This is a genomic window from Telluria mixta (assembly GCF_029223865.1).
Classification (GTDB): domain Bacteria; phylum Pseudomonadota; class Gammaproteobacteria; order Burkholderiales; family Burkholderiaceae_D; genus Telluria; species Telluria mixta.
The window spans coordinates 6,272,010-6,285,597 of sequence record NZ_CP119520.1; the positions used below are offsets into that span (position 1 = coordinate 6,272,010).

Consider the following 13,588-nt stretch of genomic DNA (forward strand, 5'->3'; position numbering starts at 1 on the left):
GATGGGCCGGCTGTTCTGGAAGTTTTTCCTGTCCATCCTGCTGGCCCAGGTGGCCGCCACGATCGGTGTCGGCGGCACCTTGTGGCTGCGCGACCAGGCGCGCCAGCGCGGCGGCGAACCCACGCTCGACAAGAGTCCGCCCGCCACGATCATGCTGGACGCAGCCGCCGCGACGCTGAAGCACGGCGGCATCGACGCGTTGCGCGACCTGGCCGCCGGCAGCCGCCGCATGCATTTGTACGTGCTCGACGAGCAGGGCCATGAGCTGCTCGACCGGCCCGTGCCCGCCAAGCTGCGCGAGGAAGTCGAGCGTAACCTGAACGGCGACGGCCGCACGCATGCCGTCGCCCACATGACGAGCGCCGATGGTCGCCGCTACACTGCTTTCGCATCGCGCGCATGGCATATGCCGGGCACGGACGGTCCCGGCCCACGCGGCTTCGGCACCGGGCCTGGCTTCGGACCGCCGGTTGGCGGACCGGGCGACGGCGGCCCGGGCGCGCGCATGGACGGCGGCCCCGGCGGCCCTGGCGGCCCTGGCGGCCCGGGTGGCGGCTGGTTCGGCCTGCCGCCGGAATTCAGCCGCCACGTGGGCCCCTGGCTGCCGATCGTCGCCGCGACCTTGGCCAGCCTGCTGTTCGCTGCCCTCCTCGCCTGGTATTTCTCGCGTCCGATCCGCGCCCTGCAGCGCGCCTTCGACGCCGCCGCCGCGGGCGACCTGGCGCCCAGGTTCGCCCACGCGGCGCCGCGCCTGATCGGCGACGAACTCGCGGAACTGGGCCACGACTTCGACCGCATGAGCGCCCAGCTGCGCGCCCTGATGGACGGCCAGCGCCGCCTGCTGCACGACGTCTCGCACGAACTGCGCTCCCCGCTCGCGCGCCTGCAGGCCGCCATCGGCCTCGCGCACCAGCAGCCGGACCGCCTGCAGGCGTCGCTCGAACGCATCGAACGGGAAAGCGTGCGCATGGACCGCCTCGTCGGCGAACTGCTGACGTTGTCCCGACTGGAAGCGTCTACGACTCTGCCGGCGACGGAGCCCGTCGACCTCGTGGAGATGGTCGACCAGATCGCCGACGATGCCCGCTTCGAAGCCGGCGCGGTGGTCGACGTCGACGCGCCGGAACCGGTCACGGTACACGGCGCACCGGACCTGTTGTGGAGCGCCGTCGAAAACATCGTGCGCAACGCCGTCAAGCACGGCGCCGGCGGGCCCGTGAACGTCTGCCTGCATCCGGACGGCGACCTCGTTCACATCGAAGTCCTCGACAAGGGCCCTGGCATCGCGCCGGAACACCTGGGCGACGTGTTCGAACCGTTCTTCCGCTCCAACCCGACGCGCAACAACGTCGATGGCCACGGGCTCGGTCTCGCGATCGCCAAGCGGGTCGTGGAGACGCATGGCGGGCGGATCTCGGCCGCCAACCGGCCCGACGGCGGGTTGCGCGTCACGATCACGCTGCCGCGCGCGGGCTGATCAGCGTACGTACCAGTAGCGCGCGTGCGCCGTGCGGTAGCTGCGCCACGCCACGTCCGTGTCGAAGTCCAGCGTCAGCGCGCCCGCTTCGTCGGTCCGCAGCCGCTCGACACCGATCGCCCCGTAGCGTGCGTAGACCTCGGGCTTGGGGTGGTGGTAGCGGTTGCGGTACCCGACCTGGAAGACTGCGATGCCGGGCCGCACCGCCTGCAGGAACGCCAGCGTGGACGACGTGCCGCTGCCGTGGTGCGGTGCGAGTAGCACGTCCGCGCGCAGGCGGTCGGGCGCGCGCTCGAGGAGCGCCGCTTCCTGCGCCGCCTCGATGTCGCCCGCCAGCAGCACCGTGCGCCGGCCATTGCTGATGCGGAGCGTGCAGCTGCGCGCGTTCGTCTTCAGGTGCCCGTCGTCATAGCTGGCCGGCGTCGGATGCAGCATGTCGAACGTGATGCCGTCCCACTCCCAGTGCTGGCCCGCGCCGCAGCGCACGTGGCGGCGCGCTGCGCGGACGATCGCGTGATCCGCGGGCAGCGACGACGCGAGCCAACCCGCATCGACGCCCTCCAGCACCGCCAGCGCGCCACCAGAATGGTCGGTGTCGCCGTGGCTGACGACGATGCCGTCGAGCGCGCCGATGCCCCGCATCCTCAGGTACGGAAGGATCACACGGCTGCCGCCATCCGCGCCGGGCGCGTAGGCGGGGCCGGTGTCGTACAGCAGGCGGTGCCGTTCCGTTTCGACGAGCAGCGCCATACCCTGCCCCACGTCGAATGCCGTCACGCGAAAGCCTCCCACAGGCGGATGGTCCGGCAGTTGCAGCAGCATCGGCAACAGCGCGACGGCACCCGCCCAGCGATGCGGCCAGCCGCGCGGCATCAGCAGCCACAATGTGCCGCCAAGGCCCAGCGCGAACACCCACGCCTGCGGTGCCGGCGCGCGCCACACGGCACCGGGCCATGCCGCCATCTGGCGCAGCAGCCACGCGAGCATCTCCACGGTCCAGTGCGCGAGCAGGAGCAGCCAGTCGCCCGGCGGTCCCGGGACCAGGCTGCCGGCCAGCGCGAGCGGCGTCACGACGAAGCTGACGAGCGGGATCGCCACCGCATTCGCGACCGGGCTCACGATCGACACCTGGCCGAACAACAGCAGCGTCAACGGCACGAGCCCCGCCGTGACGGCCCATTGCGTCCGTCCCGCCAGAAGCAGCGCACCGCGTGGACCGGCGGGTGGCGGTCCGATGCGGCCATGTCCCGCGAACAGGATGGCGGCGACGGCGCCGAACGACAGCCAGAACCCCGGCCACAGCACGGCCCACGGATCGAGCAGCACGACCACGCCGAGCGCCGCGCACAACACGTGCGACACCGCGGCGAGACGCCCCATCCACAACGCCAGCGCGACGACGGACAGCATGTACAGGGTACGCTGCGCCGGCACGCCGAAGCCCGCCAGCAGCACATACAGCAAGGCGACGATGGCTCCGGTCAACGCCGCGACCTTCTGCGCCGGCAGCCGCAGCGGCAGGCGCGCATCGGTGAAGAACGAGCGGCGCCACAGGGCCGACACGGCCCACGCGGCGAGCCCCGCGATCATCGTGATGTGCAGGCCCGAAATCGAGATGAGGTGGCCGATCCCGGTGCGGTTGAACACCTGCCAGTCGGCCTGGTCGATGCCGCGCTGGTCGCCAATCACGAGCGCCACGATCACGCCCGCGTACGTGCGCCCCGCGAGCGCCGCCTGGATGCGCGCACGCAGCGCCGCACGCACACGCTCGACGACCGCGCCGGGACTCGCCACGAACGCATCCAGCTGCCCGTTGCCGTCGTCGGCGCGCACGTAGCCGGTGGCGCGCACGCCCTGCTCCAGCAGCCATGCCTCGTAGTCGAAGCCGCCCGGATTCGCATTGCCGTGGGGGCGCTGCAGGCGCACCGTCAGCTGCCAGCGCTGGCCCGGCTGGACATCGCCGACCGCGGCAACCTTGTTGCGCAAGCCCGAATACCAGGAAAGCGCTACGCGCCGCGGCACCTTGATCGTGACACCGATGACTCGCTCGACCACGAAATTGAAGCGCACGCCACCTTCGAAGCGATACGGCAGATTATCGATGGTGCCGACCAGGGTGACGTCGCGTCCCTCGTCCACTGCGGCCAACCGGTCCGCGAGCGTGCCGTGCGCGAGGAACGCCGCCCAGCCAAAACCCAACAGTGCGCCGCCGGCAATCAACAGAGGGATCCGCCGCCGCGGTCGACGAACCACGAGGCAGGCCAGCAGCAAGGCCGCCCCGAATGCCAGTGCACTCCATGTTGGAAGCGCAGCCCGGCATTGCAGCCACGCGACGCCGGCGACAAAGCTGCATATCGCGATCCGCATGGCGCCTGCCTTTCGTCTGGCACTGTCCAGCGTATATCTTACGCAGCGCGGACGGCTGAAGCGACGCTACCACACCCTCTGTTGAGCTGCCACAGCTGAAGAGCGCTGCGGCGCCGCCACCCGACTTAGAACGTCAAACGCACCCCACCGCGATACATGCGGCCGAACAGGTCGTACAGCGACGGGTTGATGCCATTGCCCGAGGTCGGCGCGTTGCGGTTGGCCACGTTGTCGATCTTGGCATAGGCCATGACGTTTTCCGCAACCTTGTAGGTCGCGCCCAGGTCGAGATACAACACGCCCTTCATGTGGTTGTTGTCGATGGTCTGGTGGATTGGCGTCGAGACCGGACAGTTGGTCTGGCACTCGATGTACTCATTGCTGTAGACACCGTTGCTGATCCAGCGCTCGCTCAGCGTCAGGCTGCCGCTGTCCGACGACCAGCCCTGCGAGGCCAGCAGCTTCCAGCGCGGCGTGGTGCCCATGTTGACGCCCGCCCCCTGCGTCGGAATCGTGCCGGGCACGCCCGAGTCGGTGATGTTGTCGATCGTATGCGTGGCCAGCGCGCGCAGCGTGAACATGCCGGGCAGTCCCAGGTTGGCCATGCTGCCGCGGTACGTGGTCTCGATGTCGTATCCCTTGAGCTTGAGCGAAGCCAGGTTGAATTGCTGCAGGCGCACGTAGTTATTCGTCGGCACGGGGCTGTCGAGCACCATGGCCGCGCACAGGTCCTGGTGACCGGCGTCGCACAGGTCGACCTCCTGCTGGAGGCCCAGCGTCGATATGACGCCGTTCACCTTGATCGTGTAATAGTCGAATGAGGCGCTGAAACCCGGCGCCCAGCGTGGTTGCGCGAGGACGATGCCCAGCTCCGTGCTGCGCGCGACCTCCGGCTTGAGCGCGGGGTTGCCGGTCACCTGCTGCTGCACCGTCAAGGTCGTGCCTTTGTGGTTCACAACGTTGTTGGTGATCACGACCGGCGCGAACAGTTCGCTCAGATTGGGCGCACGCACGTCGCGCGAGGTCACGGCGCGCAGGCGCACCCCGTCGATACCGGTTTTCCACGTGCCCCCGATCTTCCAGGTCTTGGCGTTGCCGGCGGTGCTGTAGCTGGTGCCGCGTCCCGCCACGTTCAAGTTGGCTTCGCCGAGCCCGGCCGACTTGAACACGGGCAGGTTGACTTCCAGGTACGCTTCGCGCACGGAGTAGGCGCCCGAACCGTTGTGGTAATTGCCTGCGAACCAGTTCGCGCCGGACGAGGTGTTCAGCAGCGGATCGGCCGGGTAGGCAGGCGAATTCGGGCTGTCCGCCGTGACGCCGTTGCCGTACGGGTCAGCGCGCACGGTATAGGCCTCCCTGCGGTACTCGAGACCGGTGGCGACGGCCAGCGGACCTGCCCACAACGCGAGCGGCTCGCCGCTGACGTTGAAGCTGGCCACGTCCTGGGTCTGGCGGGCGTGCTGCTCCGGGCCGTTCGGCGGCATCACATAGGCCAGCGCACCGGTGCTCTGCGGGACGTTGCCGATGATGTTGAGGGGCTGGCAACCCGAATTGCGCGCGACGACGTTGCGGCAGACGATGCTGCCGTCGGGCAGACGGATGGCGTCGATCGCGGCGTTATAGCGCGGCGTCAGCGTGATGTTGTTGACGTACAGGTCGGTGCGGTTGATCCCGCGCTGGTAGTAGCCGTTGTACGACCATGTCGTACCGCCGGCATCGAAGCGGCCGTCGGCGCCGATGACATAGCGCGCCATGCGACGGGTCGGCTCGACGCTGATGTATTTCGGCAGATTGGCGTTGCCGGTGCCGTACTGGAAGCTGGTGATGTTGTTGGCCGCGCAGGCTGCCGCGATCGAGGCGGGCAGGAACGGGTTGTCGCACTGGATGGTCAGGTTGGCGTTTTTCGGCGCGCCGCCATTGGGCTGGTTCTGCGAATTGACCTCGGCCGCGTTGATCGTCATGTAGATCTCATGGTCGTCATTGATCGCATAGCCGATACGGGTATACGCGTTCTCGCGCTCGAGCTCCGAGGCCAGGGTCGTGGTATTGGCCGACACGCCGGACAGGTCGCCACCCACGCAGAACGGGCTGATACAGCCGCTCACGCCGCCCTTACCGTCGGGCACGCCGTTGGAACCGTAGTTGAACTTGTATGGCACGCCGCCATCGCCGAAGGCCGTGCCTTGCAGCGGGCCGGAGGTAATCAGGCCGTAGCGGTTGTACTGGTAATTCTGGGCGTTACGAATGTCGTAGATCTGCGGTTTGCCGTCGGTGGTCTGGGCAAACGGGCGCGTCTGAAAGGCGGGCGCCTTGAAGGCGGTGCGGCCGTTCGGGCCCGGGCCGGCGCCGAACCCATTGGGCGGTATGCCGTCCTCCTTGCTGCGCTCCACACTGACCACGACATGCAGCCTGTCGTCCAGGAAGCCGCGGCCCCATGCCGCCTGCAGCGTGACGTTCCTGTCATCGTGGTAGGTGGTCTCGCCACCCTCGATATTGGCCTTGAAGCCCTTGAATTTCTTGTCCGTGATGAAGTTGACGACGCCGCCGACTGCATCCGAGCCATACGAGGCCGACGCGCCGCCGGTGACCACGTCGACGCGCTTGACCAGCAATTGTGGAAACTGGCTGATGTCGGTGACGCCGGTGACGTTGGCCGGCACCACGCGCTGGCCGTCGAGCAGCGTCAGCGTGCGGAACGCGCCCAGGCCGCGCAGGCTGAACGCGCTCAGGCCCTGTTGGCCGCTCGATGTGCTGTACGTCAGCACCTGACTGCCCGTGCTGCCTTGCAGCGCAGGCAGCTGGGCGATGGTGTTGAAGATGTTCGGCTCGGCCGATTTTTCGATGTCGTCGGCCGTCAGCGTGGTCGTCGGCGTGGGCTGGTTGAAGCCACGCGCCGCGATGCGCGAACCGGTCACCGTCACCACATTGTCGACGGACTTGGGGGTGGGCGCTGCTTCCTGCGCGCAGACGGTTGCAGCGCTGATCAGGCCTGCTCCGAGCAATGCTGCGGTGGACAGCTTCAAAGGAAATGGTCGTGGAGGCTGGGCCTCGCTGCGCCTGGCGGGTCGAATGGTCATGAGATCTCCGTTATGATTTTTATCACACCTTGAAGAGTGTGAAAAATCATCCTAGGGATGTTACAAGCTACCAGCCAATTCCTTTTTTTCGGCCTCCGATACATAAATGGACATCATTTATAAAAAACCGACGCGCGCTTCCGTGACTATCGTAACGAAGCGCCGTTTCTCTCCGCTCCCATACGGATGCAGCCAGCATGAAATGGATTTCATTTATAAAATACCGGCGTACGCCACCAGTAACGAAGGCTCAGGCGAGCGTCGACGGCCCCAATGGCGACGGCCCGGGCTCGGGCTGTCCTTCCTGTACGGACTCGACGAGAAGTGCGACACGTTCCGCCTCGGCGATGCGCATCAGTTGCCACGTACTGCGTCGCTGGATCACTTCCGGACCGGCGGAACGACCGAACATGCCCACCGGTACCTGGAAGGTCGCGGCCGGCAGCGTGCTCCCGCGCGGGAACCAGCGCGTCCCGTCGAGCGCATGCGTCTCGCCGCAGCGCCACCAGCCGCTCGCCGGACAGACTTCACCGGTCCGGACGTTCGTGCCGGGAGCCGCGACCTGGACGGGAGCGATGTCGCCTTCCAGCGCGACACTGACCGGCCCTGGCGGGGCAAGCGTGACCAGGGTTGGCGTACGAGGACGCAGCCGCTTGTCGACAAGCCTCCACGTGGTCGGCTGCGACGGTTCGATGCTGGGCTGGAGTCCGCGCAGCTTTTGCCACAGCGTCTGTCGTGGTAGCAGCAGTGCCTGCGGCATGCGGTCGCCTTTGCGAATCCACTGGACCGAGCCGCCCTGTACGTCCACGCCGGGACCGCCTTCGCGGCATTTCCACCAGCCTGACTGTGGACAGACCTCTCCGGCCGTCGCCAATGCACCCAGCCTGGGTCCGGGCGGTTCCGGCGCCGGATCGGTCGGCGGCGGCGGATCGGACTTGCGCAGGCGGATGCTGGACGAGATGCTATCCCAGAGCGAAAGCACGGCGTCTTCATGCAGGCTTGTATCGATCGGCTTGCCACCTGGGCGCGGGCTGATCCCCCGTGAAGTTCGAGCGACAAGAATGGCTGTTGCGGGTCGTCCGGCATACCTTGGGTTTCCCACACAAAGCCGTATGTCGTCGCGAAATTCATCTCGTGGACGCGCTCGAGCACTTCTTCACCCGCGAGGTCGTTGATCGTGCGCTTTCCCGATCGTAGCCTTGACACTCGCAACATCTCATCAGGACTCGCCTCCGCATCCATATCACGATAACGGGTCAGCAAACTGCGACTTGTATCTCCACCAGGAAAGCTGGCAAACGCCAAGGCCACGTCCGGATGGTCGGCGAAACCAATATGCATGGCGATGTGCTCGGTCTTGTGCGCAGGTAAAGGATCCGCAAAGACGGCGCGCCGGATACAGAAGCCAGGGACGGAAGGTATTTCGCCTTCACCACGCACGCGCAGCCGCGCCAACAGCGCTTCCGCGGTCCTGGCCCTTGCTTCACTCGATTCTGTCGCAGAGAGTGAAAAACTCAGCCCGTTCATGTGTCCATGGGCTTCGACGGCGACCGACTCCATGTCCACGCGGCGGTCTCCCTCCATCACGTAACCCCGGCTGCGCCCGTAGACGAAGACACGTCCCACCATGTTCGGCACGCGCAGATCACGCGCATCGACGATGCCTACTTCGTGGTCCTGCTCGCGGCCGCGCGAGTCGATATCTGCCTCACGCTCGGCAACCCGTTTCTGGAACGCGGCATCATCTTCTTCGACGGTCTGGATCTCGAACCCGGCCATTCTCTCGCGGGAGACGGTGATCTCTGCCTGGGCCGGAATATCGATCAGAAACCGCCCGATGCATACCGTCTTCATCTGCTCTGTCATCTTCGCCACCTCGGATCTGTCCCGCATACTGCGGACTTGGCTGGCAGCCCATGTTCCGGCACAGGCCAAAGCTGCAACCAAAACGATGAGCTTTTGCCATCCGCGCGTCCCCGTTCGCGTCATGGCATCTTCTGTACAAGCTTGACGATAAGATGGTGAGTCAACAGCAGGGTAACGTCATGATTGAACGCGCCCTGATGATCGAAGCCACGAATATCGAAAAGCTGTGCGACTTTTCCACGTGGGCCAGTGCCGGATTGATGTGGCACAGTGCCGTCCCCGGCAACATCCTGTCGTGCCGGCACAAAATGCAGATCGGTGCGTCCCTCCACACGCACGCGGCGCCCACCTGCAGGCCCATAACCCGTCTGAGATGCGCCACGCAAGTTCGTTTCGGTAAACACCGCACCGGAGGCGGCATCGCGCGCTACCCAACGCACTGCACCGAAAGACAGGTGATCGGAATCGGCACCGTAAAAAGCATAGGTGTTTGGATGGTAGTAGGCATCCAGGACATTGCGATGAAAATGCTCAGCCTTTGCGACAGCTTTTCTGATGACTTCGACGACCCCTTGATCTTCCTCGCGGTGTTTTCCGACCGGGTCGGCTAACGCCGGGTCGATCAATCGGTACCAGGACTTCATGTCACGATAAAATTCGTATGGATTCCCAACGGGTAAATGCACAACATCTCGCGGTACGTCCTTGTTATTGACCCGGCTGACCATACAGATATGCAGCCACGGCTGGGGGTACAAATGATTGGGCAACAACTCAAGAGCGCCCGGTGACCGTGCCATGACCGGCATCGTCGATTCAGGACGCTCGCCAAGAATTTCCGCGACATACTCAGCTTTTTTATTGTCGATTCCACCATTACTTGGGCTCCATTTTTCGGTACCACAGGCGATCCGCCGATAACATACGGGCGCGCCCAGAGCGGGCATGGCGCCGTGGATGACGCCCAGGATGGTGTCCGGAATTTGCTTTGCACAAGCGCGGGCGACGAGACCACCCATCGAATGTGTGACGAGGATGACTTTTCGGCATTCCCGCTTGCGCTCGGTCCAAAACGCGATGATGCGTTCAATGCGCTGGCGTAACCAGGCGGCCGAGTCCTCACACGATTCCAGCCAGTTATAACCGCACGCATAAACCGGATAGTAATAGGCGGCATGCTTTTCCAGCTCCGGCTCCGTGACCTTATCGATGCCGCGCACGCCCCATTTCGCCGGATCGCACTTCATTACGTCCTTCCAATGGCTGCAGATGACACGTACGTTGTCGATTGGATCCATCTCGAACGTATGATTGAGGCCGACATGCAGGCCATACAGCAACTTGCCGTACGAATCCCAATGCACCTCGCCCCACCAACGATCCCGCACTTCACCCTCGGTCATACCGTAGTTTCGGGCCTCCAGCGGCAGATGGATTTCTCCACGCTTATCGACCTCCAACGTGTTCCCGTCCAGGATCTGCTGACGGGTAGCCGGCTTGCGCCCCTTCCATAAACGTGCCTCGGTAATACCACTGATGGCACCGTTCGGCGCCCGCCACGCTTCCTCACCCGGATTCAACACCGCATTCGCCCGCTTCGCCGGACTCGTCGCCGCCCGTAGATTGCTCCCCATGATCCCGGGCACGACGATGACGGGAATGACCTTCGACGGCGGCAACGTGAACAGCCCGCGTGTCGTGAACGAGGTCGGGGTCAGGACGGTCCGGCCGGTCCAGCTGCCGTCGGGCTGCGGGACGAGGTTCGGCAAGGGGCGGGTCGGGTCTGCCATGCGCGCTCCGTGGTCTGGGTCGAGTTTGCGTCAAGCCCGGGGTCAGCGGGCCGGGTCGTCGTCGGGGAGGAAGGCCATGTCCACGTCGCCGATCATTTCGCCGATCAGCAATGACGTCCGGCCCTGTTCGTCGGTGCGTCCGGTGACGGTGCGGCCGTCTTCGAACGTCGCCTTGTAGCGTTGGTTCGGGACCGGCTTGCCGGTCTGCTGGTGCCGCAGCACCACGTATTCGTCCGTGCGCAGGTGCGACGTCGGCATGCGCACGCCTTCCGGTGTCGCGCCGCCTGGTCCGACCAGGTCGTGCTCCGTCGCCTTGAACACCTGGCGGCCGCTCGTCTGCTGGGTGACCGTGCCGTCCGCCCAGTCGGTCTGCGCGCCCGGCGCGATGATCTTCACGGCCGGCGCTTCCAGTTCGATGCGTTCGGCGGCGATCAGGCTGATGCGGCCCGCCGACTTGATCTGGATATTGCCCACGTGCGTGTGCACGACGATGTCGCCGCGGCCCGCGACGAGGCGCACGCCCAGCTCGTGGGCGAACAGGCTCAGGCGACGGGCGGCGCGCACGAAGATGTTGGCGCCGGCCGCGACTTCGGCATCGCCCGCGCTGACGACGTCCACCTTGCCGCTCGCGCCCAGTGCCAGGTTGTCGTTGCTGGCGACGATGATGCCGTTCGGCGCCGTCGCGGCCAGGATCGGCTCGCCGCCGCCGGCGGCGCCTTCCGCGACATTGCTGCCCGCATGCCAGCGTTTCAGCTTGTCGACGAGGACGGCGAGACGCTTGCCGGTCGGTTCGTCGTCCGTGTGGACGGCCGCCAGCTTGCCCACTTCGTCAAGGATGCCCTGCATGACGTCGGCCAGGCCCGCGAGGCCGGCGCGGTCGAGTTGGCCGCCATCTCCCTGCGGACTCGCCTCGGCGCTGATCAGCACCCCTTGGGCCCCGCGCACGGCGACCGACAGGTCGCTGCGCAGCTCGGCGCCCTCCCCGCGCGGCGTGCCGGTGCCGTCGGCGCGCGGGCGCGTCAGCCAGCCGAGGTTCAGTTCCGACGTGCCGTGGTCGCTCGCCAGTTGCGCGCTGATCTCGCCGCGCGTGTCGTCGAAGCGCAGCTGGTTGCCGCGCGCACCCTGGATCTCGTGCGTACGCGTGCCGGACACGTACCGGTTGCCCGGCAACGCCCCCGCCTGGCTGAATGCGGGCGGCGCCGTACGCTGGTTGTACAGCTGCGCGAGGATGATGGGGCGGTCCGGGTCGCCGCCGAGGAAGGCCACCAGTACTTCGGAACCGACGCGCGGCAGGGATAAAGCGCCGGCCTGCTGCTGGCTGCCGTTGCCGTTCCCGGCCCAGTTGGACGCCACGCGCACCCAGGCCGAATCGGCCGGCGAGTCGGACGCGCCGGCGCCGTGCGCGTGGCGGTGGTCGGCGGCGCGCATGCCCGGGAAGCGGATTTTTACGCGCCCCAGCGCGTCGCAATGGACGTCCTCGCCGGCCGGCCCGACGACGATGGCACTCTGCAGCTGCGGCTGCGGCAGGTCCGTGCGCGGGTCGTAGGCGGGGACGATCGGAATGCCGCGCCGAACGGCGGAAAAGGTTACGCGCACGCGTGCCTGCCCGTCGCCCGCGCGCGGGGCCGGGAGCGCGCTTAAGGCCGCGTCCGCCGACACCTGCCTGGCGTGGCGGTCAAGGTCCCGTGGCAGGTTGTTGTCGGCCACGACATGCAGTTCCGTGATCACGAAATCGCGCTCCGCGGCGGGGTGCGTGTCGACCTCCGGATGGCCGTCGAGCGAAAAATACTGGCCGGCGCAGAAGTCGCGTACGCTGCCCTCCGCCTGGAAGCACTTCGATTCGAATTCGTGGCGGCTCATGCGCACGTGGCCCAGGCGCCAGTGGTCTTCGACGTCGTTGCCGGCGTGCGGCATCTCGATCAGGTAGTCGTCCAGCGACGCGGCAAGCGTGTTGCCGCTCGCGCCCTGGTCGACGTTGCTGCGCGCGGTGGCCGTCATGAATTGCGCGGCGTCGGGGTTCTTGTAATCCCAGCTGTGGCGTGTCGCGACACCCGGCTGCAGGCGGCGGGCGGCGCGCCACGAGGTGATGGTGTCGCGGCCGTCCGCCATGCTGTCGCGGTGGTAGCGCACGGTCCCGGCCGCGTTCTGCGGCAGGCCGTTCGGGTCGTTGAACAGCACCAGCGTGTGCGCGGGCGTGCGGTCGTGTGCCGGGTCGACGGGGCTGCCGCGGCTGCGGCCCGGCCGGAACACCCAGGCGATGCCGCGCCGCTTGAGCAGGCGGCGCACGAAGGCGGCATCCGATTCGTTGTACTGCATGGTCTGTTCGCGCGGCGGGAACTGGCGCATGTCGAACAGCGGATCCAGTTCGAGCTCGAACGCATTGGCCAGCACCGTGTTCGACTGGCGCCATTCGTCGCACAGCACCCGCACGATCTCCAGTTCGTTCTGGTAGCGGAACACGCGGCTGTTGGTGCGCTTTTCCATCACGGCGAACACGTCGCGCAGGACGAGCTCGTAGCCGGCCAGGCCGCCGTCCGCATCGCCCGCGCGTGCCTCGGTGACGATGCCGCATACGCTGCGCAGTTGTCCGCGGTCGGTGACGAACTGCAGTTCGGCCGGCAGCGCGATCAGGTCCTTCAGCGCGATGTGCGGGCTGCTGGCGACGCAGGCGACGCGGTAGTCGATGCCGCCGCAGATCGCCTCGTGGCCCACGACCCGCTGGGGCAGCAGCACGTCCTCCGCAAGCTGGCCGCCGTGGGCCAGGCGCAGGCGCAACGGCCGGTGCGCGGTGCTCAGGACTTTTTCGTGCTGCAGAACCCGCAGGAACTCGCTCGCGCTTTCCACTGTCTCTCCCGTGAACACGCCGCAGCTGCGGCACGAGAATGGATTCTTCCATGCTTCAACCGGCGCGAGATTAACGTGCGTCAGGGTGTACAGGAGCGAACTTCGGAGCATGTGGATGGTCCCACGCGGCGCGCCGCGCGGGTGCGCACGACGGGCTGGCGCGACAC

The 13,588-nt window shown here is 66.6% G+C and carries 6 protein-coding genes and 1 pseudogene; 1 reads left to right on the forward strand and 6 read right to left on the reverse strand.

The window, feature by feature from the left end; translation table 11 throughout:
• The first annotated feature begins 1 nt into the window (after position 1).
• Entirely contained in the window at positions 2–1,477 is a 1,476-nt protein-coding gene (locus tag P0M04_RS27640) for a sensor histidine kinase (protein ID WP_259451140.1), read from the forward strand.
• On the opposite strand, the gene P0M04_RS27645 is transcribed toward P0M04_RS27640, so the two are convergent.
• The 6 genes and pseudogenes from P0M04_RS27645 to P0M04_RS27670 all read right to left on the reverse strand — a co-directional run bounded on the left by P0M04_RS27645 (position 1,478) and on the right by P0M04_RS27670 (position 13,532).
• Positions 1,478–3,844, reverse strand: coding sequence for a DNA internalization-related competence protein ComEC/Rec2 (locus tag P0M04_RS27645; RefSeq protein WP_259451139.1), 2,367 nt, complete (start codon positions 3,842–3,844; stop codon positions 1,478–1,480).
• Between the two features lie 125 nt (positions 3,845–3,969).
• Positions 3,970–6,921: a TonB-dependent receptor plug domain-containing protein gene (locus tag P0M04_RS27650; protein WP_259451138.1), complete on the reverse strand. Its 2,952-nt coding sequence runs from the start codon at positions 6,919–6,921 to the stop codon at positions 3,970–3,972.
• Positions 6,922–7,171: 250 nt separating this feature from the next.
• Positions 7,172–7,903 (reverse strand): hypothetical protein, encoded by a 732-nt coding sequence (locus P0M04_RS27655; RefSeq protein WP_281042117.1) that lies wholly within the window; start codon positions 7,901–7,903, stop codon positions 7,172–7,174.
• A gap of 107 nt (positions 7,904–8,010) precedes the next feature.
• Positions 8,011–8,910: pseudogene (locus P0M04_RS32975) on the reverse strand (T6SS immunity protein Tli4 family protein); the annotation flags it as partial.
• Positions 8,907–10,577 (reverse strand): esterase/lipase family protein, encoded by a 1,671-nt coding sequence (locus tag P0M04_RS27665; protein ID WP_259451136.1) that lies wholly within the window; start codon positions 10,575–10,577, stop codon positions 8,907–8,909. The pseudogene P0M04_RS32975 and the gene P0M04_RS27665, both read right to left, overlap by 4 nt.
• Before the next feature lie 42 nt (positions 10,578–10,619).
• Positions 10,620–13,532, reverse strand: a complete 2,913-nt coding sequence (locus P0M04_RS27670) for a type VI secretion system Vgr family protein (RefSeq protein WP_259451135.1) — start codon at positions 13,530–13,532, stop codon at positions 10,620–10,622.
• Positions 13,533–13,588: the final 56 nt, after the last annotated feature.